21 protein-coding genes, 1 other RNA gene and 2 riboswitches are annotated in these 26211 nt (G+C 52.2%); of the genes, 16 read left to right on the top strand and 6 right to left on the bottom strand.

What is annotated here, in order from left to right; genetic code table 11:
- Positions 1-332 precede the first annotated feature (332 nt).
- The 4 genes from CBE73_RS13585 to CBE73_RS13570 form a co-directional block, all read right to left on the bottom strand.
- Positions 333-809, bottom strand: coding sequence for a C40 family peptidase (locus CBE73_RS13585; protein WP_094094654.1), 477 nt, complete (start codon positions 807-809; stop codon positions 333-335).
- 4 nt (positions 810-813) lie between these two features.
- A riboswitch (cyclic di-AMP (ydaO/yuaA leader) is annotated at positions 814-952 on the bottom strand.
- 358 nt (positions 953-1310) lie between these two features.
- On the bottom strand, positions 1311-1805 hold the full coding sequence (locus CBE73_RS13580) for a C40 family peptidase (RefSeq protein WP_094094653.1): 495 nt from the start codon (positions 1803-1805) through the stop codon (positions 1311-1313).
- A 5-nt stretch (positions 1806-1810) separates the two neighbouring features.
- A riboswitch (cyclic di-AMP (ydaO/yuaA leader) is annotated at positions 1811-1949 on the bottom strand.
- A gap of 228 nt (positions 1950-2177) precedes the next feature.
- Complete coding sequence (locus tag CBE73_RS13575; RefSeq protein WP_094094652.1) at positions 2178-3002, bottom strand: hypothetical protein; 825 nt, start codon at positions 3000-3002, stop codon at positions 2178-2180.
- Positions 3003-3015: 13 nt separating this feature from the next.
- The gene (locus CBE73_RS13570; RefSeq protein WP_094094651.1) at positions 3016-5022 is read right to left on the bottom strand and encodes a M1 family metallopeptidase; all 2007 of its coding nucleotides are present in this window, start codon (positions 5020-5022) and stop codon (positions 3016-3018) included.
- A gap of 124 nt (positions 5023-5146) precedes the next feature.
- On the opposite strand from CBE73_RS13570, the gene CBE73_RS13565 reads away from it, so the two are divergent.
- Complete coding sequence (locus CBE73_RS13565; RefSeq protein WP_094094650.1) at positions 5147-5656, top strand: YwhD family protein; 510 nt, start codon at positions 5147-5149, stop codon at positions 5654-5656.
- 264 nt (positions 5657-5920) lie between these two features.
- Here CBE73_RS13565 and CBE73_RS13560 read toward each other — a convergent pair whose 3' ends face one another.
- Complete coding sequence (locus CBE73_RS13560; RefSeq protein WP_094094649.1) at positions 5921-7978, bottom strand: transglycosylase domain-containing protein; 2058 nt, start codon at positions 7976-7978, stop codon at positions 5921-5923.
- 235 nt (positions 7979-8213) lie between these two features.
- Between CBE73_RS13560 and speE the strand changes: the two genes are divergently transcribed.
- The 4 genes from speE (at position 8214) to argS (ending at position 12854) form a co-directional block, all read left to right on the top strand.
- A complete protein-coding gene (speE, locus tag CBE73_RS13555; RefSeq protein WP_094096311.1) occupies positions 8214-9041 on the top strand; it encodes a polyamine aminopropyltransferase in 828 nt (275 codons plus the stop codon).
- Between the two features lie 258 nt (positions 9042-9299).
- A complete protein-coding gene (locus CBE73_RS13550) occupies positions 9300-10502 on the top strand; it encodes a beta propeller repeat protein (RefSeq protein WP_094094648.1) in 1203 nt (400 codons plus the stop codon).
- Positions 10503-10749: 247 nt separating this feature from the next.
- The gene (locus CBE73_RS13545; protein ID WP_094094647.1) at positions 10750-11169 is read left to right on the top strand and encodes a YwiB family protein; all 420 of its coding nucleotides are present in this window, start codon (positions 10750-10752) and stop codon (positions 11167-11169) included.
- Between the two features lie 2 nt (positions 11170-11171).
- On the top strand, positions 11172-12854 hold the full coding sequence (argS, locus tag CBE73_RS13540; protein ID WP_094094646.1) for an arginine--tRNA ligase: 1683 nt from the start codon (positions 11172-11174) through the stop codon (positions 12852-12854).
- 98 nt (positions 12855-12952) lie between these two features.
- Here argS and CBE73_RS13535 read toward each other — a convergent pair whose 3' ends face one another.
- A complete protein-coding gene (locus CBE73_RS13535) occupies positions 12953-14134 on the bottom strand; it encodes a S8 family peptidase (protein ID WP_094094645.1) in 1182 nt (393 codons plus the stop codon).
- Between the two features lie 547 nt (positions 14135-14681).
- Here CBE73_RS13535 and rpoE point away from each other — a divergent pair.
- From rpoE to dnaX, 11 genes are all read left to right on the top strand, one after another.
- The gene (rpoE, locus tag CBE73_RS13530) at positions 14682-15245 is read left to right on the top strand and encodes a DNA-directed RNA polymerase subunit delta (protein WP_094094644.1); all 564 of its coding nucleotides are present in this window, start codon (positions 14682-14684) and stop codon (positions 15243-15245) included.
- Between the two features lie 4 nt (positions 15246-15249).
- Positions 15250-15414 (top strand): hypothetical protein, encoded by a 165-nt coding sequence (locus CBE73_RS22170; protein ID WP_174704728.1) that lies wholly within the window; start codon positions 15250-15252, stop codon positions 15412-15414.
- A gap of 207 nt (positions 15415-15621) precedes the next feature.
- Positions 15622-17229, top strand: a complete 1608-nt coding sequence (locus tag CBE73_RS13525) for a CTP synthase (RefSeq protein ID WP_094094643.1) — start codon at positions 15622-15624, stop codon at positions 17227-17229.
- Positions 17230-17474: 245 nt separating this feature from the next.
- On the top strand, positions 17475-17852 hold the full coding sequence (locus CBE73_RS13520; RefSeq protein ID WP_094094642.1) for a response regulator: 378 nt from the start codon (positions 17475-17477) through the stop codon (positions 17850-17852).
- 194 nt (positions 17853-18046) lie between these two features.
- On the top strand, positions 18047-18901 hold the full coding sequence (fba, locus tag CBE73_RS13515) for a class II fructose-1,6-bisphosphate aldolase (RefSeq protein WP_094094641.1): 855 nt from the start codon (positions 18047-18049) through the stop codon (positions 18899-18901).
- 170 nt (positions 18902-19071) lie between these two features.
- Complete coding sequence (locus CBE73_RS13510; RefSeq protein WP_094094640.1) at positions 19072-20325, top strand: UDP-N-acetylglucosamine 1-carboxyvinyltransferase; 1254 nt, start codon at positions 19072-19074, stop codon at positions 20323-20325.
- Positions 20326-20569: 244 nt separating this feature from the next.
- A complete protein-coding gene (gene rho / locus CBE73_RS13505) occupies positions 20570-21925 on the top strand; it encodes a transcription termination factor Rho (protein ID WP_094094639.1) in 1356 nt (451 codons plus the stop codon).
- 56 nt (positions 21926-21981) lie between these two features.
- Positions 21982-23259 (top strand): radical SAM family protein, encoded by a 1278-nt coding sequence (locus CBE73_RS13500; RefSeq protein ID WP_094094638.1) that lies wholly within the window; start codon positions 21982-21984, stop codon positions 23257-23259.
- Positions 23260-23405: 146 nt separating this feature from the next.
- Complete coding sequence (rpmE, locus tag CBE73_RS13495; protein WP_094094637.1) at positions 23406-23603, top strand: 50S ribosomal protein L31; 198 nt, start codon at positions 23406-23408, stop codon at positions 23601-23603.
- 176 nt (positions 23604-23779) lie between these two features.
- Positions 23780-24047: signal recognition particle sRNA large type (gene ffs / locus CBE73_RS13490), an RNA gene on the top strand.
- A 320-nt stretch (positions 24048-24367) separates the two neighbouring features.
- Positions 24368-26146 carry a DNA polymerase III subunit gamma/tau gene (gene dnaX, locus CBE73_RS13485; RefSeq protein ID WP_094094636.1) on the top strand — a complete coding sequence of 593 codons (1779 nt, stop codon included), beginning with the start codon at positions 24368-24370 and terminating at the stop codon, positions 26144-26146.
- The last annotated feature ends 65 nt before the right edge of the window (positions 26147-26211 follow it).

Genomic DNA, 26211 nt, shown 5'->3' with positions numbered 1-26211 from the left:
CCCTCCTGACTCGGATCTACTATGAGTACGTTTAATGTAACCGAGAACGGGAGGTTTTGCAAAAAAGCTAAAAATTAGATCCCAAACACGTTTAACCGCCGACGGACGGGGTATATAAAGGTTGTGGGAATCTTTTCCTATCTGGAAGAGGTTGTTTGGAGGAACTAGCCCTATAAATAAAATGAGCGATTCTCCCCAAATCATTGGAACCTTTCGCCTTGCACCCGCGTTTATAGAGTAAGCAGCAACAAAAAGGCCGCAGGCGATTCCGGCAAGAATCGTGCGGCCTAGAAGAACAAACATACAGGATTCGCCTGGCAGGGCGAAAGATCTTAAAGATTTACAGCAAAAGTTTTATAAGAATACTGGCTCAAAATACGTTTGGCTCCAACATAGCGGTTGGCATAATAGCTGTTGCTGAGCTTGTCGACGCGTACGCCTTTCGAAGAAGAAGCGTGAGCGAAGGTTCCACTGCCCATGTAAATCCCTACATGGGAAACGCCGTTGCCCAGTGTGTTAAAGAAGACCAGATCTCCGGCTTTCAATTGGGCTTTGGCAACCGCAGTACCTTGTTTGTACTGAGCAGCCGATTGGCGGGCAAGGGTTACGCCCATTTTCTGAAATACGTATTTCGTAAATCCGGAGCAATCAAATGCGCCGTTACCGGTAGCGCCCATTTTATAAGGGGTACCGTATACCGAGCTGACAACCGAGCTCAGTGTAGATGCTGAGGCTGTATTTGCCCCTAAAGTTCCGGCGGACAGAAGAATGGCTAAACCCACTGCCGCAGCTGTTAGTGTCTTTCTCAAGATGTAAAACTCCTTCCAAGGCCTGCGAGGTTAGCTTGAGGATTCGGTCGAAGGTTCCCTATGACTCTCTGACAGCGGAGTCAATTCACCCATAACTTGGTTCCCCCGTTTCCCAGGTGCGGGGAATTCGGCTGGTATAGTAGTAGCACCTGACAATGCGGTTACGGATGAAGAGGACGGACTTAGTAGACTTAATCGAGATTTAATCCAGATTTAATAAAGACCGTATAAGACTCGTCATCACTTGCAACTTACTTCCGACAATGATTACAAATTTGTTACTAATACGATGGTAATTGTAACAAAGTGAGGGGAAATAAGCAAGGCATGTCCGCACTTTATCTGGAAATTCCCCCAAAATCGTCTTTTAGTCCTAAGAGATTCTCGTCATTCAGGACTCTTCTCCGGGTCCATCTGAACTTTTCCGAGATCGCAGGCAAAAAAAAACCTTTAAACCATTCCGGCAAGAATGATTTAAAGGTCAGCGGGAAGATGACGTTCTTATTCCACGTCGTCGTTATCCACAGAGTCTTCTGCGGCAACGGACTGGTAAACGTCGCTGCTCATGATGCGTTTGGCTCCAACATAGCGGTTGACATAATAGCTTTCGCTTAATTTGCTGATGGTCACACCTTTAGAGGAGGATGCATGAGCAAATTTGCCGTCTCCTACGTAAACCCCTACGTGGGAAACACCGCTGCCGCTAGTGTTGAAGAACACCAGATCGCCTGGAATGAGCTGGCTTTTCTCTACCGCTTTGCCCATTTTGAATTGGGACCCGGATTGGTGAGGGAGTGTGATGCCAAGCTTGGCGAATACATATCTAGTAAAACCGGAGCAGTCAAACCCTTTGGTTGTTGTTCCTCCAGTTTTATAAGGTGTACCCAATGCACCGCTCACCGCTTTGTCCAGCTGAGTATCCGCCGCAAATGCGCTTGTTCCCAGCGTGAACATCAATGCAAAACCTACTGCTGCTGCTGCCAACTTCTTCTTCAAAACTTGTGTACCCCTTCCAACGCCTGCGAGGTTAGCTTAAGGATTCGGTAGAAGGTTTCCCCTATGATCCCTCCGTTGCGAGACCAATTCACCCAAAGTGGTTCCCCCGCTCCCTTGATGCCTGGGATTAGGCTTATTCTTTATGGCATCTGAAGCTACTTATTCGACATCTTTTTCATAAATCCTGCTAAAAGTTTAAAAAGGAATTACAAAGTTGTTACTTGTTTGGTTGCAGTCATTGTACCAGCACAGGAACATTTTGACAATGCATATTTTTACAAAAAAGAGGATCGGACAAGCACAACAAAACCCGAGCCTAAAGGCTCGGGCTTTGCGCAGCGCTGTGTTGCCTGCTTTATATAGGGCATATATTTATTTTTCGGTGCCTGTCTTCCACAGGTGAAATTGGGAGGCCGTTTGCCAGATTCTCAGAAAGCTGCCGATCAGCGGGTAGGTCTGATGAAGAATCAGCCCCAGCATGCCGGTCCAAATCCAGGCGCCTGCGGTGAACAGGCTGCAGACCAGCAGGCAGAGCCCTCCGAGCAGCACGGAAATCCAGATGACCTGAATCAGGCGTCTTGCGCACCATAGCAGGGAAACGAACAGGCCTGCGCCGGAGATCCAGCCGAGCAGCGCGTATTCAAGGAGCTTCTTCACCAGGAATATCCATACCCCCCAGCTCGCCAGCGCCGCTCCGGTCAGCAGGAAGGCATGATGATCTCCGTTCAGCAGCGGGATGGATTGATTGTATATTTTGGGTACCAGCCAGTAAGCGGGAAGCAGGATGAGAACCAGCTCGATGACATAAAACAGGCTGACGGGCTTCCAGCGCTTCCGAATGCCCTCAAAGAACAGCCAGCCTGCTCCGTCGCGGTCCTTCTCTTCAAGCAGCCCGTGGTAGATGCCCGAGCGGATTAGCGGGGTAAGCAGCAGGCGGATCAGCATCATGCCCGCAAGCAGTCCTCCATACAGGCGGAGCTGGCTGTTCCCGGCAAGTCCCATCTGGCCTTCCACCAGGAACAGCAGGCGGCTGAGCTCGCCGGGACCCGAATCGGGGTAACGCTGCAGAACCGGAATAATGGCGGAATGAATGATTTTATAGAGAAATACGCTCCAGAGCAGCTGATACAGAAATAGAAGGATGGCTATAGGCAGCTGCTTGACGGCACTCGTCCAACCGCTTCGAATATAAGTCATCGTCTCATTCACCTCACCATGACAGCAGCCCAAGCAGAGAATCTACAAGCTTGGCGATGCCCAGATTCCATCTGAACCCGACGGACGGATCCACTTCGGCTTTCAGGAAATTGTTGATATGTTTGTTCTCCAGCAGGAGTGAATAGGCAGGATCGATCATGACCCAAGCCAGCGGCTGCGTATACTGTACTTTGAATTCGGTAAGAGGGACTTTCCCGTCCCATTCCTTACGGATCTCATGGCCGTCGCTGAAGGTGAACAGAATCGGCACCGGCGTCGTATCGGCTCCCCTGCGGCTGATGGAGACGGTAGCTTCGTAGAGGGTCTCGCCGTTTTGTTCCTTCTGATCCGTGGTGATGCTGTCTACGGCATAGTCGGCCATTTTTCCGTTATATACATAGTTATTGAAGTAATCGCCCCAGGATTTCTTGGTGGCCTGCTCCAGCACACGCTGGAAGTCGGCGGTCGTAGGATGCTTGAAGCGGTATTTGAGCGCATAGGTCTTCATCACCTTGTTCATCTGTTTGGTGCCGATCTGGCGTTCGATGTCCATCAAGACGAGCTTGCCTCGGGTGTAGACATTAAGTGCATAGGTGCGGGAATCTCCGTATTTCCAGGCTGACTGGTCCAGCGATTGCGGCTGCGTGATCATGGCGGATTGGATCGTCAAATTGGCGTTCACGCCGTATTCCTTCTCCATCACCTTGTCCTCGGCATAGGAGGTGAAGGCTTCATCCAGCCAAGGCTCCTCGAATTCATTGCTGGCAATCATCCCGTAAAAATATTGGTGCCCGATTTCATGGACCACGGTCCTCTCCAGATCGTAACCCGGCGAGTCGCTGGTCGCTCCAAACGCCGTGATCAGCGTCGGGTATTCCATGCCGCCCGCTCCGTTTCCGTCCGCCGGAGGCACCACGATAGACAGCGTGGAGTAAGGATAAGGCCCATAGGCTTTGCTGTAAGAGGCGAGTGCTGCTTTAGCAGCATAGAAATAACGGTCCTTTAAATCCTTGTGGGCCGGGTCGAGGTACAGCTTGATTCGCACGCCGGGCACGCTGTCCGAAGCGAACGGCTCTTCGGCGTATACGAAATCAGGGGAGGCAGCCCAGGCAAAATCATGCACATCGTCGGCGTAGAACTGATAGGTCTTTCTGGTGTCCTTAACGGCTGCCGATTTGGTAGGGAAGCCGGTGGCGGCGACGATATAATTTTGCGGGACATTGATCTTGACGCTGTATATGCCGAAATCGGAATAAAATTCGGAATTGCCGTGATATTCGTGGAGGTTCCAGCCCTCCTGCGCTCTGCCGCGCGTTCCTGCTGGCTCGTAGACGCTCATCTTGGGGAACCATTGTCCGGCCATGACGAAATTGCCTGCTGTGCCCATCCGCGCAAATACTTTGGGCAGCTTGACCTGGAATCCGATCTTGAGCGTCAGGGTTTCGCCGCCCTGAACCGCTTGAGGCAAGCGGACTTTGACGAGGGTCTTGTCCTTTATGTTGCCGTCATCAGGCTGCACATACTGGATGCGGTGGAGCAGGGAAAGTCCGTCGGTCGTCCGGATCTCCGTCATGCTGATCGAGCCCCAGCCGTCCTGTGGCATGGCATCGCTGCGGAGTACACCTCCCGATTCCTTCATAAAAGTAGTATCCGGAGATGAGAACGCATTGGCATAAAGATGAAGATAGACCTCGTTCACCGGTTTCTTGCCGGGATGAGTCCAGCTGAGCGTCTCCGTGCCGGTTAAGGTACCGGTTGTCTCGTCTAGCTTCACGTCAATGTGGTACTCTGAAATCCGGTCGCTGAGCACCTCGGCGCTGGGCTGCTGTACGCTCTCTTTGACGGGAGCGGCGCCCGGTTCCGTTAGGGAGGGCTTGGCCTGATCGGGAGCAAGAATAGCGGCAAGAGAAGCTGGCGGGCCCGTCCGCAGTTTTGTGAATTCCCAGAACGATCCGCCCAGCAGGAGCAGGGCGGCCGCCAAGATGGTTAGGGTTTTGGTCCGTTTCCTTGGAGCAAACATAGATTGATACCTCCCGTTGACAAGCATCTACAGCATGTATATGTTTGCATTTGGGAGATTATTAGCTAAAATAAAATTAATGTACAAGGTGTGAATGGAAGCGCCTTTAACCTTGGAGGGAATTATGGATAATACACCGAACGCGGGCAAGAAACCGCTGAGTTTGAATATTATAAGCAGCAATGACCGCAGCAAACACAAAGGGTTTGGAGCGGGATCAATCGATTTGAACAACGTCTCTCCGGTCATCATCGACGGCGGGGAAGCCAAGATTGACATAGGAGCCATGCATGCCAAGAGCAAAGTGGAGCGGGGCATTAAGTTCTCGGCCAACCGGGAAGACGTCCCTAACGGACGCCAGGTTTGGGTTGTTTGGGTGGCCGTTGACCAGACGGAAGAGGGCAAATGCTACGGCGGAGCAACTGCCTGCGAGATGCTGATTGATACGGAAGCGAAACGCGGCTGGAAGATCCTTGCCGAGCATGTCAACAAGCTCGACTACGCGCTCAAGCGCAAGATCATGCTGGACGATTTGGGCAGCGAAGAGAAGGCGGCGCTCAAGAACCTGCTGATGACCCACAACGAAGAGTGGTGGGAACGGACGCCGGAGGTTTTCAAGGCGGCCTTGGACTAAGGCGCCGGGAATAACTTCTATATAATGAATATATAGAGATAATGAACGCGGCAAAATAATGATGGTATCGAAAGAATAGATGATTCGAAAGAACAAATGTATAGCAGAAAAGGGAACCCCTTCGCCCGGGAATGGACGAAAGGGGCTCCCTTTATTTGTTGTTCGGGCTATGAACAAGTTTCTCACTGTGGAAAGCGGCGAAAGCTTTCTTTGCACTCGCATTTCCGTATTCGCTTCTTTCCACTCGTCTTTTTCCTACCCGCCTTATTCCATCCACCACCGCTTCAAATCCTGCCACCACGAATGGCTCTGCTCTTTGGCAGGCTCCGGAAGCGACTCGGATTTGGCGGGCGGGGTTGTCCCGGTGCAGGTTTCCTTCGGCTCGGTGCCGGCAATGAACACCTCCAGCTCCTTCTCACCGCAGCCGGCATCGGCCAGCTTGCCGGTAGCCATGTCGATATAGGCGCTGACCACGCCGTCCGGCACCGGGAACATCTTAGGCGGCACCTTCTCCAGCGCTTTCTCCGTGAAGGTGGCGAAGATTGGTGCCGCCTTGCGCGAGGCTGTGGTGCCGAGCGTCTTGCCTTTGTCGTAGCCAACCCAGACGGCGGTGGACAGCTCCGGTGTGAAGCCGACTAGCCAGGCATCGGTGCTGGTCGTGCCCGTTTTGCCGGCGACCGGGCGCTTCATCAGCGCCGAGACGCGGCTGCCGGTGCCGCCGGTATCGAATACACCCTCCATCATGTGCGTCAGCACATAAGCGGCAGCGGGTTCAACAACCTGCAGCGGCTGCGCCTTGGGCGCTTCATAGAGCACGGTGCCGAAGGCGTCCGTCACCTTTAAGACGGTTACGGGTTTAACGCTGCGCCCCTGATTGCTGATGACGGCGAAGGCCGACGCCATTTCAAACGGGCTGACCGGCGAGGTGCCGAGCGCAAGCGACGGCACCGCCTGAAGCTTGCTCGTGATGCCCATTCGCCGGGCCATATCAATGACGTTGTCCGCGCCAACGGTCATCAGGGTATTCACGGCGTAGATGTTGTCCGAGGCGGCGATCGCCCGTTTCATATTGATTTCGCCGAGATATTTTTCACCGAAGTTCTTGGGGCTGTAGGTCTTCCGGTTATCGTCATAATGAAAAAGCGTAGGTTCGCTGTTGAACTGGCTGGCCACCGTCATTTTCTTGGACGAGAGCGCAGTCAAATACATGATCGGCTTAAAGGATGAGCCGGGCTGGCGCGTAGTTGCAAACACATGATTGTATTGACTCTTGATATAGTTGGTTCCGCCGACCAGCGCCTTGACGTAGCCGCTCCGCGGATCGATTGAAACCAGCGCGGCTTCTAGCTCCGCATCATTTCCGACGCCGGACCTCACCGCTTCCTCTGCCGCCGCCTGCGCTTCCGTATCCAGCGTGGTGTAGACCCTCAGGCCGCCGTGGTCGAGCAGCTCCTCGCTGATTCCCAGATCGTCCATCAGGACACTGCGTACATAGTCGCGGAAATAAGGCGCTTTATCATCGGTCGTCCGCATGGACGGAGACTGAAAATGCAGAATCTGTGCATAAGCCTGATCAGCTTGACCGCGCGTAATATCCCCGTTATCAACCATGGTACCGAGAACCGTCTTCTGGCGGTCCTTGGCATTCTTCATATGGTTAAAAGGTGAATAATAAGTAGGTCCTTTCGGAATTCCGGCCAGCATGGCGCTTTCTGCCAGCGTCAGGTCTTTGGCTGACTTGCCGAAATACGTTTTGGCCGCGGCTTCAATGCCGTATGCCCCGTGTCCGTAATAGATCTGGTTCAGATACATCTGCAGAATATCCTGTTTGCTGTATTTCATCTCCAGCTGAGCTGTATATAAAGCTTCCTTGGCTTTGCGTGTCCAGGTCCGCTCGTGGGTCAGATAAAGATTCCGGGCAAGCTGCTGGGTCAACGTACTGGCCCCTTGCAGGGTGTCCAGATGCTCCACGTTCACGAGAACGGCCCGGGCCATGCCTTTGAAATCAAAGCCGACATGCTCGTAGAAGTGACGGTCCTCGACGGCCAGCGTCGCTTTAATCAAGGAAGGGGCAATCTGGTCCAGCTTGATGTTCTCCTGATTTTTTTCGGCGGGAGAGAAGACGGCGGCGGCTTCGCCGCTGGCATCAAACATGATCGAGTTTTGATCTGAATCGATCGGCGGCAGCGGAGACTGGTATAAATAAACAAGCAGAATGCTCAAAGCAGCCGCGGCAAGCACGCCGCAGGCTAAAGTCAGCTTGATGAGCGTCTTCAGGCGTCCTGACTTCGGTTTGCGGGAGTTCCTGGATAGTCTCTGCATATGAATAACCTCCTGTCGGATGAGCATAATCGTTAAAGGTGCAGCAGCAGGAGCTGCCTGTTCCGGAAAATAAGGGAATCCGGCGGCTGTAATGCTTATTATTGGGAAAGTTTAGGATGGATATTCACGCCGGGAAGGGATTCAAGTGAATGCCTTCATTTATGGCCTCTCATATGTTGGGTACATTATTAATGAGGAAGAAATCTTTGCGTACAGCGGAAAGAAGGTAGGTAAGGTGGAACTGTGGTTTACGGAGAAACAGACGCCCTCGTTTGGCATTACGATGAAGGTAACGGAAACGTTTGTGACGGAGAAGACGGATTTTCAGGATCTGGCGATGATCGAAACGGAAGAGTTTGGACGTATGCTGGTGCTGGACGGCATGGTGATGACCACACTCAAGGATGAATTCGTTTATCATGAAATGGTGGCCCATCCGGTTTTGTTTACCCACCCGAATCCTAAGCAGGTGCTGGTGGTTGGCGGCGGAGACGGGGGCGTCATTCGTGAAATTTTGAAGCATCCGGAGGTAGAGAAGGCTGTTCTGGTTGAAATCGATGGGAAAGTGATCGAATACTCCAAGCAATATCTGCCCGAAATTGCCGGCGAACTCGAGAACCCCCGGGTTGAAGTGCTCGTGAACGACGGCTACATGCATATTCTCGAGAGTAAAAATAAATACGACGTCATCATGGTCGACTCCACCGAACCGGTAGGTCCGGCGGCGCCGCTCTTTGAGCGCGGTTTTTACCAAGGCATTTACGAGGCACTGAAAGAGGACGGTGTTTTTGTGGCCCAGACCGACAATCCCTGGTTTAAGGCCGACCTGATTCAGAAGGTGAACCAAGATGTCAAAGAGATTTTCCCGATTGTACGCGTATATGGGGCGAATATACCGACCTATCCGTCCGGCCTGTGGACATTTACGATGGGCAGTAAGGTCCATGATCCACTCCAGGTGGACATCAGCCGGCTGCCGGAGCTGGAAACGAGATATTACACGCCTCGTCTGCATCAAGCCGCCTTTGTATTGCCTAAATTCGTCGAAGATCTGGTGAAATAAAGAAGGAGCTTGCAGGTTTGAAGTTTGCAAGTTGAAGGTTCGCAGTTTCACTGGGTTGAAGGTTCGCAGTTTCACTGGGTTGAAGGTTCGCAGGTTCGCAGGTCTGAAGGCCGCCCCGGCAGGGGCGGTTTCTTCTGTTGCTTCAATGGAACAAGGACGGGTAAATAATAAGTAATGATAAGTAGTCGATAAGTAAACGATAGGTAATCAGACTAAACAGGTACCAAGAGCCATATGAAAGGGTATGGAGGTGGTTCAATGATACGCAGCAGACGATTGCTGAGTTCTTTAATGAAGATAGCGGCTTCTGCCGTTCTGACGGCAGGACTCTCCGTGGCGGGGCTGGGTTCTTCCTTGCCTTCGAAGGTTGCGGAGGCGGCCAGTCCGGTTTGCGGCAGCGGAGATCATGGCCTTTTGGGTGATTTGCAGAAGAAACATAAAGGCCCGGACCAAATGCCGCTGCATTTCACTGATATTAACTTTCTGAGTGATTGGGTGGGGCGCGCCGCAGGGAACGGATTCTTGGTCGGCACCTCGGACGGGGGCTGTCATTGGCAGGAAATTTATAAGGGCTCCTGGCAATTTGCGCAGATTCATTTTCCCGATAATGTGAAGGGCTGGGCTTTGGCAGCAGCTTCGGATAACGGTCCGAATTATCTGATTGGCACCTCGGATGGGGGCGCACATTGGAAGCGGATCGACAGCACGCCGGAGCTTTTCACCAACCTTAAGACAGTTAACGGCGCCTTATACGGTTTTACCTCTAACCGTATTTATCAATCCACGGACGGAGCCCGCAGCTGGAAAAAGGTGAACACGCCGCCCAATACACGTGCAGGCTCCTTTAATGACGCATCTGGCAAAACGGGATACGTGCTGACGGTTGTTCCCGGCGGCGGCTATAAGGTCATGAAGACCACGAACAGCGGCAGCAGCTGGCGCACGGTACTCACCATTCCATCCGAATCTGTTATCGGCGGAGAGCTGTACAGCAGGGCTGGCCAGGTATGGGCGCTGGTTTACGGCGAATCAGGCATGTCCCAGGTTTCGTACAGCCTGTACGCCAGTCCTGACAGCGGCGGAAGCTGGAAGCGCGTGATCGGGCAGGACACCGCCGGCGGCGGTCCTGCGCCGGGCAGCGGGAAAGTGCTGGCAGCCAAAGGCCCGGCCTCTCCCGGAGGGCACCCGGGCAATATGGCACTGATCGGCAGCAGCACAGCCTATCTGGCTGGCGGTTCCCCTGCCGGCGGCGTTGTTGGTGTCGGCCGTTCCTATAACGGCGGCCGAAGCTGGACGAACGTTCCGGCAGTGATTAAAGGGTATGATGCCCGCATCTCTTTCCCGTCGCAGAAGACAGGCTGGCTTACGGTTACGAGTGCGACGGAAACGGCCGTCTACGTTACGCATGACGGCGGCGTCAGCTGGAATCAGAAATTCAAGATCCCGGATGCGGTATCGTAAACGTCTTAAACCTGTCATAAACCGTGACCCCGGACACGAATTTCATGTCTTGGTCGGCTGTAAAAAGGGCTTCGGCAAGGGCTTCCGCTCGCCGCAGCCCTTTTTTTGATTTTTCAATTAACGAAAAAGGCCTTAATCGGGTATAATCAATATTTGATGCAGGCTGAGAGTCTTAAGATCGGAGACTTTGGACAAGGTTATATGGTAGAGTATGATAAAGAGATTATAGAAATGGGGACTGAAAGCAATGCCAGGCAATCAGGCTGTGGTCATTACCCTAACAAGCTTTGACGGAACGGATAAGACGGTGCAGCATATGCGCGGCGAACTGGTGCAGGGAGCGGCGGGCAGCTATATCCGTTATGAAGAGCCGGAGCCCGGACCGAAAGGCGGCAAGACGCGGACTACCGTACGAATCAGCGGCGGCGAGCTTAGAGTGCTGCGCCACGGTGAAGTCGAGTCGCAGCAGACGTTCAGCGCCGGACAGAAGCTCCCCGGTTTCTACCGCTCCCCGTTTACGACCTTTAACCTTTCAACGGACACAAAGTCCGTGGATATCCGGTTGGACGGATCGAACGGGACGCTGGACTGGGTTTACGATTTATATGTCTATGAGGAACTGGCAGGCCGGTTCACCATTAGTTTGCAAATACAGGAGGAAGTCTGAACATGTCAACCCAAAACCCGTTAGAGCAGATCAACCAGGCGGTCAAAACAGCGATTGTCGATGCCATCACCGCTGCCGGTCTGGCTTCTGCTGAAGAAATTCCGGCGATTGTCCTTGAGGTGCCTAAAGATAAGGCCCACGGCGACCTGGCCACCAACGCGGCTATGCAGCTGACCAAAATCGCCAAGAAGAACCCGCGCCAAATCGCGGAGGAGATTCTGAATCACCTGGATTACGGCAAAGCTTCGATTGAGAAGGCGGAAATTGCCGGACCGGGCTTTATTAATTTCACGATCGGCAAAAGTTATCTTTATCCGGTCATTACGAAGGTTTACGCTGAAGGAGATCATTATGGACGGGTGCAGATCGGAGGCGGTCAGAAGGTTCAGATCGAGTTCGTCAGCGCGAACCCTACAGGCAGCCTGCACTTGGGACATGCCCGCGGCGCAGCTGTTGGCGATGCCCTCTGCAATGTGCTGGATTTTGCAGGTTATGACGTAACCCGCGAATATTACATCAACGATGCCGGCAACCAGATCGTGAACCTGAGCAAATCGATTGAAGCCCGCTATTTGCAGGAGCTTGGACAAGAGGCCGAGATGCCGGAGGACGGCTACCATGGTGAGGACATCAAGGGTTTTGCCAAGGAGCTCGTAGCTCAGAAGGGCGATTCGCTGCTTTCCTATTCGCCGGGCGAACGTGCGGCATTCTTCCGCAAATACGGACTTGAGAAGGAACTGGACAAAATCAAACGCGACCTCGGCCGTTTCCGCGTGCGTTTTGACGTTTGGTTCAGCGAAAGCTCGCTGTATGAGAACGGACAGGTAGAGGCTTCCCTCGAGGAGCTTCGCGCCAAAGGCCAAACCTATGAGCAGGACGGAGCAACCTGGCTGCGCACAACCGACTACGGCGATGACAAGGATCGCGTTCTGGTGAAAAATGACGGCACGTACACGTACATGACGCCTGACGTGGCTTACCACCGCAACAAATACAACCGCGGCTTTGACCGGATGATCAATATTTTTGGCGCCGACCACCACGGCTACATCCCGCGTCTTAAAGCAGCGATGGAAGCGCTCGGCAATGATCCGAACAAACTGACCGTGCTGATTGCACAGATGGTCAGCCTGTTCCAGGACGGCGAAAAGGTCAAAATGTCCAAGCGTACTGGCAAAGCCGTCACGATGGTTGACCTGATGGACGAAGTAGGCGTCGACGCCATTCGTTACTTCTTTACGATGCGCAGCATGGATTCCCATCTGGACTTCGACATGGACCTCGCAATTTCGACGTCCAACGAGAACCCGGTTTATTATGTGCAGTACGCGCATGCGCGGATCTGCAGCATTTTCCGTCAAGCTGAAGAGCAGGGCATCGCGCTTCCGGCTCCGGACAGCGTGCCATTCCACAAGCTGACGACCGAGCACGAGTATGATCTGCTCCGCAAAATCGGTGAGCTGCCGGAAGAAATCGCCGTGGCCGCAAATGGCTATGCACCGCACCGTATCGTGCGTTATGTATACGAGCTGGCATCTTTGCTGCACAGCTACTACAGAGCGGAACGCGTCATTACGGAAGACGCGGAGCAAACGGCAGCCCGCCTCGCCCTGCTCGGCGCGGTTCGCATCACTATCGCCAATGTGCTCAAGTTGATTGGTGTAGAAGCTCCTGACCGGATGTAAATAAGAAAGCCCTGAAGCGGCTCTCTCCAAGGAGACCGTTTCAGGGCTTTTTGCGGTTCATCGGTTCGGGGATTGATTTTATTCGTCCACTTACAAGCTCAGCCTTTTTTCTTGGTTGTTCGGGCGGCGGGTTTCGCAGCAGCTCGCCTTCGTACCAGTCGGTAGGCATCCAGTTCGCCGGGGGCCCCTTTGGTTCTGTTCTCCAAGGGGGATAACGGGCGGGCGGTCCGCCGGAGCAGCGATTTGATTTCGGCTGGTGTAAGTCCAGGCCTTTTGGCCAGCAGCAAAGCTATGGCGCCGCTGACATGGGAGGTGGCCATGGACGTACCGTTCATTTTACGGTGTTTGCCGCCAAGCCAGGAGGAGCGGATCTGATCGCCGGGCGCATAAATATCGATATAGGGGCCCAGATTGCTGAAGCCCGCAATACGGCGCTCCCGGTTGGTTGCGCCGACCGAGATGGTTTGGGGAAGCTTGGCGGGATAATCGATGCTGCGTTTTTTCTTGTCGTTGCCGGCAGAAGCGACTATGACGACCCCGGCCTCGGTAGCGCGCTCCACGACTTCTTCCATGGCTGCGCTTTTCTTCTTCATGCCGAAGCTCATATTGATAATCTGGATGCCGTTCTGTACACACCAATCGATGCCGCGGATAATGTCGGACACATAGGCGGCACCGTTATTATCGAAGGCTTTGACAGGATAGAGAATCGCACGGGGGGCAACCCCGGTTATTCCCTCCGGTCCTCCAGCCGCGGCGATCGTTCCGGCAATGTGAGTGCCGTGGCCGTTATCGTCGTGCGGCCAGTGATGGCGGCTCAGCAGATTGACCCCTCGGGCCAGGCAGTATTTAAGGTCGGGATGACTGAAATCAACGCCGGTATCTACAATGCCGATCCGGACATTCAGCCCTGTGGACTGCGACCAAACCTCCGGCGCACGGATTCTTCTGACACCCCAGGGAATGCCGGGATTGATCTGTTTCTCCTGAGCAGCAAGCGCATGGACGTTCACCCGGAGATCTTCTTCGATCCGAAGCGCGCGGCGAAATCGGAGCGGCAGGTCGGCGGATTCCAGGAAACCGGCCAGTCCTTGTCTCAGGGCAGCCGTCTTAAGCCGCTCGCGGATTTCCGGATCCATGCCGGGAATATTTAGCTGAAGCTCGTTCAGAAAGGCCTCATAGTGAGACGGGTTGCGGAAGGAGAGGATGTGGCGGGATCCTTCATCATGGGAGAGAGAGAAGTGTTCGCTTAGAAAGCGGAGCAATTCCGGTATATTCATGCAAAGCAGCCCCCTGACCAAAGCGTGTTGCAGTATTTTATGACAAGGCGTTATCGGCTGAATGGGGAACATGCCCGGTTGCGCTGAAATAGGCTCCTGCAGCACAGCGGCAGGCGTTCAAGGGAGCTGGCCGGGGGGATGCGCAAAAATTCGACTTTTTGCAAGTTTAACCCGCGCAGACCGTGTCAATCTGCAAATGTATACATACGATGGAAGAAGGAGGCCGGAGGGTCCGGCCTCTCACTTCCCGGGAGAAAGCGGATACTCCGCATTCTTTCGAAAGGATACAGTCGGCAGAGGCGGAGCGTTCGCACGCTCCGCTTCTTGCTGTTACCTGGCTGACCGAACCAGAGAGACTTTTGAAATGAGACCTTTGAAATGAGCAGGCTGCAGGGCCGGATAAAACTTGCTTTTTCCTTCCAAATAGGTTTTACTATTGTGTGATATGAGTTCGATGAGTTAAATTAGGGGATGTTCATATTCGCGGGCCAAGCCCGTCCAGTATGGAACGCAACCGTTAACATTGCCTGAGAGGAAGTGTCCGTAAGTGAGTACGCCGCTCAATTTAAAAATCGACCCGGAGAAAATTCAAGAAACTCCGATGGTGGATCTCGCATTTATGATCTTGAAAGCAGCCAATACGCCTTACTATTACCGTGATCTAATGAATGAAGTGGCCAAGGTTCGCGGAATGTCCGATGAGCAGATTCAAGAGGCCATTGCGCAGCTATATACGGAGATTAATATTGATGGTCGTTTTGCCTGTGTCGGAACCAATCTTTGGGGCCTGAAACGCTGGTATCCGATTGAGAAGAACGAAGATCCGATCGCCAATGCTTCGCGTCCGCGCATTATTAATGACGACGACGATGATCTGGACGACGAAGATTTCACGGAGGAGGAAGAAGAAACTTACTCCGCGGATGATGAAGACTATGATGCCGCCGAAGAAGACGAGGACGGTATCTTTGCCGACGAAGACGAAGATGCCGAAGTTGAAGAAGATCCGCTTCTGGGTGACGAAGAACTCGAAGATGAGGATCTGGACGAAGACGAAGAGAGCGAAGAAGACGAGGACCTCGATGAAGAGGACGGGGATTTGAAAGACTAGAATCATGAAGGGCGGACGGCTTTCGAAAGGAAGTCTGACCGTCCTTTTTTTCATATTTGATCCAGACATGCCAAGGTTTTCTTCGGTGCTCAAAATCGCCCTTGGGATTCCTTTCTGGTTGCTTGACAAGCCGCTGCCGGAACAGTTAAACTATTGCTTGGGCTTATGAATCGGATCTATAAATAAGTTGAAGTTTGGAAAGTGCCCCGACCAATTCGGGTGGCACTTTTTTTGTTTTTTTGAGGGTATTATTGCGGGTGATTAGCTGTAAAATGGGTTACGCTAAAGCCTAGTCGGATGGATTTTCTGGATGTTTATTTGATCAAATCAAAGTGCCGTTTCCCGGCACTATGTTTATTTGGGAGGTTTTTCAACAGTGGCTAAATACATTTTCGTAACAGGCGGCGTGGTGTCTTCCCTCGGCAAAGGGATTACCGCTGCGTCACTAGGCAGATTGCTTAAGAATAGAGGTTTAAAAGTAACGATCCAGAAATTCGACCCCTACATTAACGTTGACCCGGGAACTATGAGCCCCTACCAACATGGTGAAGTGTTTGTCACCGATGACGGTGCTGAGACGGATCTGGACCTTGGGCACTATGAACGTTTTATTGATATTAACCTGTCCAAGAACAGTAACGTTACAACAGGTAAAGTTTATTCTTCGGTCATCAGCAAGGAGCGCCGCGGCGAATATTTGGGCGGCACCGTGCAGGTAATCCCCCACATTACCAATGAGATCAAAGAACGTGTATTCCGCGCGGGCCGCGAAGCGGGTTCCGACGTAGTTATCACCGAAATTGGCGGTACAGTAGGCGACATCGAGAGCTTGCCTTTCCTTGAAGCGATCCGCCAAATCAAAAGCGACATCGGCCGCGAGAACGTCATGTACATTCACGTTACGCTGATCCCTTACATCAAAGCTGCGGGTGAAGTTAAGACCAAACCAACCCAGCACAGTGTAAAAGAGCTGCGCAGCATCGGCATTCAGCCGAACGTCATCGTATGCCGTACGGAGCATGAGCTTTCCGCGGATATGAAGGCGAAGATCGCTTTGTTCTGCGATATCGACGCTAATGCGGTGGTCGAATGCCGCGATGCCAGCACGCTTTACGAGGTTCCTTTGAACCTGCGCGACGAAGGTCTGGACGAGATCGTTGTGAATCATTTGAAGCTGACGACTCCTGCCCCGGACATGAAGGAATGGGAAAGTCTTGTGGACCGGATCAGCCGCTTGGAGAAGACGGTTGAAATTGCAATCGTAGGTAAATATGTAGCGTTGCATGATGCTTATTTGAGCGTGGTTGAGTCCTTATCCCATGCCGGATTTGACGCTAACGCGGATGTGAAGATCCGCTGGGTGAATGCGGAGGAAGTAACCGAGGAGAACGTGGACGAAATGCTCGGCGGCATCAGCGGCATTCTGGTTCCTGGCGGTTTCGGAGATCGCGGTATTGAAGGAAAAATTACCACTATTCGCTATGCGCGTGAGCGCAACATTCCATTCTTCGGCATCTGCTTAGGCATGCAGGTAGCGGTTATCGAATATGCCCGTGCTCTGGCCGGCATGGATGGCGCGAACAGCTCGGAGATCAATCCGAAGACCAACTTCCCGGTCATTGACCTGCTTCCTGAACAAAAGGATATTGAAGATTTGGGCGGAACGATGCGCCTGGGTCTGTATCCGTGCAAACTCGTTCCGGGTTCGCTGGCTATGGAATGCTATAACGATGAGCTGGTTTATGAGAGACACCGTCACCGGTATGAATTCAATAACAGCTATCGTGAAGAGATCGAGCGTGCAGGGCTCAAGATTTCCGGTACTTCACCGGACGGACGTCTGGTTGAAATCGTGGAGCTTCCGGATCATCCGTGGTTCCTGGCGGTTCAGTTCCATCCGGAATTTACGTCCCGTCCGAACCGTCCGCAGCCGCTCTTCCGCGAGTTCGTTAAAGCTTCGATTCAATACGACGAGCAGGCCTGATTTTTTCAGGCTTGTTCCCCGGTTTTGCATAAAGGCGCCAACCAGGTCCCTGCCGGATTTCTCAGCCTTCTGTCTTTCTAACTTCCTTTGCTGTCTTTTTCTTGATTCAGAAGGAATTGACAAAATTAACGCGAATATTCCTTATATACGAGCTTTTTTAGACGCCGGTGAAGATTTGAAGTTCAGGAATTTTGCGAAGGCCATGGCTTTTTGAGCGGTATGTGCCGATTCTTGGGGGGGTTCTCATGGAAGAGAAGAAAGTGTTGATAGTGGATGATCAGAACGGGATCCGTATTTTGTTGATGGAAGTGTTCGGAAGCGAAGGGTATAAAACATTCCAGGCTGCGAACGGCAAACTTGCTCTGGAGATCGTTCGGAATGACTCGCCTGATCTGGTGCTTCTCGATATGAAAATTCCGGGCATGGACGGACTAGAGATTCTTAAGCATATCAAGGCGGTGAATCCGGAGATCAAAGTCATCATGATGACTGCGTACGGAGAGCTGGATATGATTAAGCAGGCGACGGAGCTTGGCGCTTTAATGCATTTTACCAAACCGTTTGATATAGACGAAATGCGAATGGCTGTCAACAGCCAGTTAAAAGGAAAAGCAGTTATGTAACGCGGGGGACCCCTTAATGAGGGGTCTCTTCTTCTGAGTTTTTATGAAAATTTGCGAAAACGCCATAAAAATATCACAAAGCATGTGAAACCATGTAAAAGCTTGTTTAGTAATTCACGTATTTTGTGGTATAATAAAGTGGTGTGAATGTCGGCTAAAAACATAAAAAACATACCTTTTTAGGAGGACGCAACATGCCATTAGTATCCATGACCGAAATGTTGAACAAAGCGCTTGAAGGGAAATACGCGGTTGGTCAATACAACATCAATAACCTTGAGTGGACACAAGGAATTCTGGCTGCAGCACAAGAAGAGCAAGCCCCTGTAATCCTGGGCGTTTCCGAAGGCGCTGCTCGCCATATGAGCGGATTCAAAACAGTTGTGAAAATGGTGGAAGGCCTGATTGAGGACATGAAGATTACTGTTCCTGTAGCGATTCACCTTGACCATGGTTCTAGCTTTGAGAAATGTAAAGAAGCGATCGATGCTGGATTTACTTCCGTTATGATCGACGGTTCCCATCATCCTATCGATGAGAACATCGAAATGACTAAGAAAGTCGTTGAATATGCACACTCCAAAGGCGTTTCCGTTGAAGCGGAAGTGGGTACAGTTGGCGGACAGGAAGACGACGTGATCGGCGGCATCCAATATGCTGACCTGAACGAATGCGTACGTATCGTTAAAGAGACAGGCATCGATACTTTGGCTCCTGCCCTCGGTTCTGTTCATGGTCCTTACCACGGCGAACCAAACCTTGGTTTCAAAGAAATGGAAGAAATCCGCGACGCAGTTCAACTTCCACTTGTTTTGCATGGTGGTACAGGTATTCCACTGCACGACATTCAAAAAGCGATTTCTTTGGGAACTTCCAAGATCAATGTAAACACAGAGAACCAAATCAATTTTACAGCTAAAGTTCGTGAAGTGCTGAACGCAGATGCTAAAGCTTACGATCCTCGTAAATACTTGGTTCCTGGCCGTGACGCTATCAAAGCTACGGTAATTGGCAAAATTCGTGAGTTCGGAACCAGCAACCACGCATAAGAAGAGGATAAATAAGCCGTTCCCCTGGGAGCGGCTTTGCTCTTACTGAGTAGATATTCTAAGGGAAAACGCCGCTCCATTTGCGGCGTCTTTCCCTTTTCTATGTTTAAGTGGTATTATGGTGAGGTATGACAGACCTTTTTAAGCACTCAGGGGGACCTTTAAGAATTATGGAAAAGTTAATGATAGCCGGTGGACGTCCACTGCGCGGAACGGTTCAAATTAGCGGTGCCAAGAACAGTGCGATTGCACTGCTGCCTGCCGCTATTCTGGCGGAAACTGAAGTGATTTTGGATAATTTGCCGCAGCTAAGCGACGTTGCGGTTTATACGCATATATTAGAAGAGCTTGGGGCTAAAGTGGAATGGTCCGACAACCAGATCAAGATTGACCCAAGTGATATTAAGTCTATCCCCATGCCAAACGGGCCTGTTAAGAAGCTGCGGGCTTCTTATTATATGATGGGGGCGCTGCTCGGCCGGTTCGGCGAAGCCGTGATCGGCCTCCCAGGCGGCTGCAATTTCGAGCCGCGGCCTATTGACCAGCATATCAAAGGCTTTGAAGCGCTGGGGGCGACAGTGACCAATGAGCATGGAGCGATTCATCTGCATGCCAAACGGCTGCGCGGCGCCCGGATTTATCTGGATGTCAGCAGCGTCGGCGCCACGATTAATATTATGCTGGCAGCTGCACGGGCCGAGGGCGCGACGGTGATCGAGAATGCGGCGAAGGAGCCGGAGATCATTGACGTGGCTACTCTGCTTAACGCCATGGGAGCCAGCATTAAAGGTGCCGGAACGGAAACCATCCGCATCGAAGGTGTGAAAGAGATGCACGGCTGCAGACATTCCATCATTCCTGACCGCATTCAGGCCGGAACCTATATGATTGCAGCTGCGGCTACTCGCGGGGATGTGCTGATTGACAATGTAATTCCCAAGCACCTTGAAGCTCTGACAGCCAAGCTGATCGAAATGGGAGTCCAGGTGGAAGAATTGGACGAGTCCATTCGGGTCATCGGAGCGGACTCCTACGGCCATGTGGATGTCAAGGCGCTGGTCTATCCGGGTTTCCCGACGGATTTGCAGTCACCGATGACCAGTCTCCTGACGCAATGTAAGGGTGTCAGCGTCCTGAGCGATTTTGTATACAGCAACCGGTTCAAACATGTGCCTGAATTGGCCCGCATGGGCGCCAAAATCCGGGTGGAAGGCCGATCGGCCGTTATTGAGGGCGGACCGCTGAACGCTGCCAAGGTATCCGCTTCGGATCTGCGGGCCGGCGCCGCTTTGGTTATTGCAGGTCTGACCGTACCCGAGGGGGTTACCGAAGTCACAGGGGTTGAATATATCGACCGCGGATACGATCATCTGGTTACGAATCTTAGATCGCTTGGCGCGGATGTCTGGCGTCAAACCGAATAATAAACTCAGGACGTGCAGGGCGGTAATGATTTGTCTACCAACCTGCGCGTCTAATGCTTTTCCTCATGGGGCCATGGTGCACCGGAACTTTTCCTATAATGTGGTGCTGCCGTTCCTGTCTTATTTTGCAAAAGCGGCATAACTCCTCTTTGTGGCGGGTATAACTATAGTATCCTCTGCTAGTCTCCCAGATCTCATACTCTCAGTAGATAGATATTTATAATTGAATAGGTGGTATTTCACAATGGATCTTCAAATTGCTGATCTGGAAGAAAAAAAACTTACAGATCTTTATAAGCTGGCTAAACAGTATCAGATTCCTTACTATGGGCAGCTTAAGAAGAAAGAACTGATCTTTGCTATTTTGCGTGCTCAGGCCGAGCAGAGTGGTTTAATGTTTATGGAAGGCGTGCTTGAGATTTTGCCTGAAGGATATGGTTTCCTCAGACCTATCAACTATTTGCCAAGCACTGAGGACATTTATATTTCCGCTTCCCAAATTCGCAGATTCGACCTGCGGACGGGCGACCTCGTATCCGGTAAATGCCGGGCTCCTAAAGAGAATGAGCGCTATTTCGGACTTCTGCAAGTGAATGCCGTGAATGGGGAGAACCCTGAACTGGCCTCTGAACGTTTGCACTTTCCTGCATTGACACCGCTGTATCCTCAAGAGAAGCTGGTGCTAGAAACAGCTCCCAACCATTTGTCGACCCGGATTATGGATTTGCTTGCTCCCGTCGGGCTTGGACAACGCGGTTTGATCGTAGCCCCTCCTAAAGCCGGCAAGACGATCCTTCTTAAGGAAATCGCTAACAGCATCTCTACGAACCGTCCGGATATTTCCCTATTTGTCCTGCTGATCGATGAACGGCCGGAAGAAGTGACCGACATGCAGCGCTCCGTTCAGGGAGAGGTTGTCGCTTCAACGTTCGACGAGCTGCCCGAGAACCATATCAAGGTAGCGGAGCTTGTGCTGCAGCGTGCTCTTCGTCTGGTGGAGCACAAGAAAGACGTTGTGATTCTGATGGACAGCATCACCCGTCTGGCGCGTGCCTACAACTTGGTTGTGCCTCCATCCGGCAGAACGCTCAGCGGCGGTATCGACCCGGCGTCCTTCCATCGTCCGAAGCGGTTTTTCGGCTCAGCGAGGAACGTGGAAGAAGGCGGCAGCTTGACGATTCTGGCTACGGCTCTGGTTGATACGGGCTCGCGTATGGATGATATTATTTATGAAGAGTTTAAAGGTACGGGCAATATGGAGCTGCATCTTGACCGCAAGCTGGCTGAACGCCGCATCTTCCCTGCCATCGATATTCGCCGTTCCGGCACACGCCGCGAGGAGGCTCTGCTGACGAAGGAAGAGCTCGATACCTTGTGGAGTGTCCGCAAAAATATGAACGATTCCTACGACTTCGTCGAAGGATTCTTAAGAAAACTGCGCAATGCCAAAACAAACGAAGAATTTATTGCTTCGTTTGATACACCGCCCGAGAAGGGCAGCGGTTCCCAATCGTCCCCGGCGTCAGCTTCCACAGCCCGCCGTACCCGGACGGCCGCCTCATCCCCGTCGTCCGGTTCATCAGCGCCGTCGGGCGTCTAAACCCTGGCCGGGCCGGCTGAACACCCGCCGGCCCGCCGATTTATAAGGAGATTATTATGTATTTGGTATATGCAGATGAACAAGGTAACGTATTCGATCACGATACGCTTTACGGCTTGGCCAGAAGCGGCGATATGATCGTCGAAATTATGGAAGACGAATTAATTCCGCTTCCTAACGGAGCAACGCTGGTGGGCTTGCCAAGCACCCGCCCTGTAGGCATGGACCCGGAGACGGGTGAAATGCAGCCGCTGCCGGGCAATGTCCAGGCTGTCGGCGCCTTGCTTCCGCAGGGATTTACCCGCCTTTGTCTGCCCGGCTACATCAAGACAGACAAGGATTATAAGCTGCCATTGTTCGGTTATTCCGCAGTCGTCTGGAAAGACGGGCAGTTCTATGTCACGGCCCGGATGAGCGACGACCCTGAGAAGTGGAATCCGCTCAACTGTGATCCGCTTGATTTGAAGAATAGTGTAAAACGTCTTAGAGACGAATATCCGGAGAACCGCCTGTATGAACATTTGTCCAACTGTGCTTTGGGTTATGAATGCTTGACGGCCTCCAACACATTCCTGAACCGATGGGAAGGCGCCGTTCCTGTCTCTTACTCCTGCAATGCGGGCTGCTTTGGCTGTATTTCCGAGCAGCCGGATGACAGCGGCTTCGTCTCTCCGCAGACCCGGATGAACTTCCGTCCGCGTACCGAGGAGATTGTCGAAGTAATGCTGGAGCATTTGAAGACACCGGAGTCGATCATCAGCTTCGGTCAAGGTTGTGAAGGCGAGCCTTCCACCCAGGCCAAATTGATTATTGATGCTATCCGTCAGGTCCGTGAGCGCACGGATATGGGTTACATTAACATTAATACAAACGCCGGCCTCAGCGACCATATCCGCGGCATCGTGGATGCGGGGCTGGATCTGATGCGTGTCAGCACCATCAGTGCCCTCGACGATCATTACAACGCTTATTACAAACCGCGGGGTTATACGCTGGCTAACGTGGAGAAATCGCTGAAATATGCAGAGTCCCAAGGCGTCTATACCTCGATCAACTATCTGATCTTCCCTGGTGTAACCGACCGGGAAGAAGAAGTGGAAGCGATGATTGAATTCGTTCGCCGGACCAAGCTGAAGCTGATTCAGCTGCGCAACCTGAATATCGACCCTGAAAGCTATCTGGAGCTGATTCCTAAAGCTAAAGGCGAGATTCTGGGCATGAAGCAGGCGATCGAGATCTTCCAGGAAGAACTGCCTGACGTGGTGATCGGTTCTTATACCCATGTGCCGCCGGCTGAACTGACCCGCGCCAAACGGAAGCCTACACTGCTGTGAGGTTCGGATCCTAGATTGTGAACAGCAAACTCGGGATGACAAAGATTGGGATTGTCGGTGCTGACGGCGTTATGCTATAATTCTGGCTGATTGTCCATTATAACTCTGAGTCCGCATGAGGCTCAGGGCGGAAAGAGGTGAAAGTCATGAATTCAGCTATTCAGCCGAAGTACAGCATGACCCTGGTAACCTGCGCATGCGGGAACCAATTTGAAACGGGTTCGGTGAAACAGGACCTGCGGGTAGAGATCTGCTCCGCATGCCATCCTTATTTCACAGGCAGACAGAAGTTTATGGATGCCGGCGGACGCGTGGATAAATTCAAAAAGAAATACGGAATCTAATCCGTCTAAGAGAATGAACGTTAGTCTTTTATCCCCTACTCCTGAGGAGCGGGGAATTTTTAATAGCTTTTTGCTTTGCGGCAAAGCCCGCTCCGCCTTCATTGCTTGGCGGGTGGTATTATAAGGATGGCTGTTTCGGTTGCAATTTGTACAGGCATGAGATATACTTATTTTCACCGTGCTAGACGGGGAGGTAGCGGTGCCCTGTAACTCGCAATCCGCTGTAGCGAGGTTGAATTCCTGTTAGAGGTCTTGCTGATGTAAGGTCTGGTCCTGTCGGTCATCGTTGACGGTTGGGTCCTCCGCAATGAGTATCTGTGAACCTGGTCAGGTCCGGAAGGAAGCAGCCATAAGCAGTCCCACTCTTGTGCCGGAGGGCAGCCTAACCCGAGGTGTTCCGGCAGGGTGCCGCTTGGATCGCAATGATCAATAACAGGTGCACGGCTAATATTCCTTTATGTGCACGAATATGATTTACGAATAATGATGGACCAAGCGAACGCATCTCTGACACCAGTTGGGGGTGCTTTTTTTGTGCGGGTAATGAAGTTGGGGGTTAATCGTCCTTTTGAAGGGAAAAGGCTGATCGGCCGATATCCGGTTTTTTGTGTTTTTCTGACTGTACCGAGTATAGTATAATAAGGAAAGCGGTCTCGTTGTCCTTCTCCCATTGGGAAGGGAGGCAGACCTTAACTTGCTGCGAAACCGGGGTTGCCCGGGGAGCGGCAATAGCCCAAAAGTTTTGAAAGAAGGTGCCGCATAAAGTGGAACACGTTGCCTTGTACCGTGCCTGGCGGCCTCAGTTGTTTCAGGACATGGTGGGACAACAGCATATTATTCGCACGCTGCAAAACGCGATCCGCGAAGACCGTCTGGCCCATGCTTATTTGTTTAGCGGTCCGCGAGGCACCGGTAAGACTACGGCGGCCAAGATTCTGGCCAAAGCCGTCAACTGCGAGCGTGGCCCTGCTGCCGAGCCCTGTAATGAATGTGAAGCCTGCCGGCGAATTACGTCCGGGGCTGTCATGGATGTTCTGGAGATTGACGCTGCATCCAACCGCGGGGTTGAGGAGATTCGGGACTTAAGGGACAAGGTCAAATATGCTCCGACTGAAGTTCGGCAAAAGGTTTATATAATCGACGAAGTTCATATGCTGACTACGGAAGCTTTTAACGCCCTGCTGAAGACGCTGGAAGAGCCGCCTCCGCATGTCATGTTTATTCTGGCAACAACGGAGCCTCACCGCTTGCCTGCTACAGTTATTTCCCGCTGCCAGCGGTTTGACTTCCGGCGCGTTTCTCTGGAAGAACAAAGTCAGCGGCTGAAGCAGATTTGCCAGGAAGAAGGCATTCAGGCGGATGATGAAGCCATCGAATACATTGCCCGTTTGTCTGACGGCGGGATGCGGGATGCAGTCAGCATTCTCGATCAGATCGCTTCTTTTTCCGAAGGACAAGTATCCTACAAGCAGGTGCTTGAAATGACAGGGGGAATTCCCTCTAGTCAGTTCGCCGAGCTTGCCGGCAGCTTGCTTCAAGGGGATATCGGCGGTGTGCTCCAGCTCATCGAACGAATGATGCAGGAAGGCAAAAGCGCTGATAAATGCATGGAGAACCTGCTGTATTACTTCAGGGACCTGCTGATGATCAAGATGGTGCCCAAAGCCGAGAAGCTGACGGAAAGGGTGCTTGAACCGGGCGCTTTTTCAGAAATTGCCGAGGCATTCACTAAAAATCAACTATTTCAGTTTATCGAGACTCTGAATCATTATCAGAACGAGATGAAATATGCGGTCCAGCCGCAAATGCTCTTTGAAGTGGCCCTGCTGAAATTATGCAGCATTGCCGAAAGCGGGAGTGGTTCTCAGGCTGCTCATGCCGCCGGCCTTGAAGCACATTCTTCACCAGTCTCTTCTTCCGCTTCAGGTTCCGCCGATGCTGGCCAGGTAGATCAACTGCGCCGCCAGCTGCAAGAGCTTGAGAGAAAGCTGGACCAGGCGCTTAAATCAGGTGCTGCCGCCGGTGGAGGGGGCAATAAGTCCGAATCCTCCCGGCCAAGGACGCCTGCGCCTCGCATATCCAGCACAGCGAAGATTCCTTCTCATATTGACCGGTACATTGGCAATCGCGGCAGCCAGGAATTTATGGCGATCCAGCAGAAGTGGAACGTGATCCTCCAACGGGTGAAAGAAGAGAAAGTGACGATTCATGCTTGGTTTATGAATGGGGAACCGGTTTCCGTTTGGGAGGATGCGGTTCTAGTCGCTTTCAAGAATGACATCCACCGGGAAACTACCGAGAAACCTGCGAATAAGCAGGTCATCGAGCGGGTGCTGGAACAGGAGCTTGGTAAGCCTTATCGGCTTTTGACCATGATGCAGAAGGATTGGAATGACGCGGCTGCACAAGGAGCGGCGGAGCCGGCTAAAGAGCCTTTTGAGCTTTCTCATCCTGAAGGGGACGAACAATCGGCCAGTCAGGAGCCTTGGGTAGATGAGGCCGTCCAGTTATTTGGCGAGGATTTGGTCGTAGTCAAAGACTGACGGGGCGGATACACAGGACCGGAGATGACCGTTTCTGGGCTGAGCCGAACTTGATCTAAATATAT

It is taken from the genome of Paenibacillus physcomitrellae (genome assembly GCF_002240225.1).
GTDB lineage: Bacteria > Bacillota > Bacilli > Paenibacillales > Paenibacillaceae > Fontibacillus > Fontibacillus physcomitrellae.
This window is presented reverse-complemented; position numbering and strand designations above follow the sequence as displayed.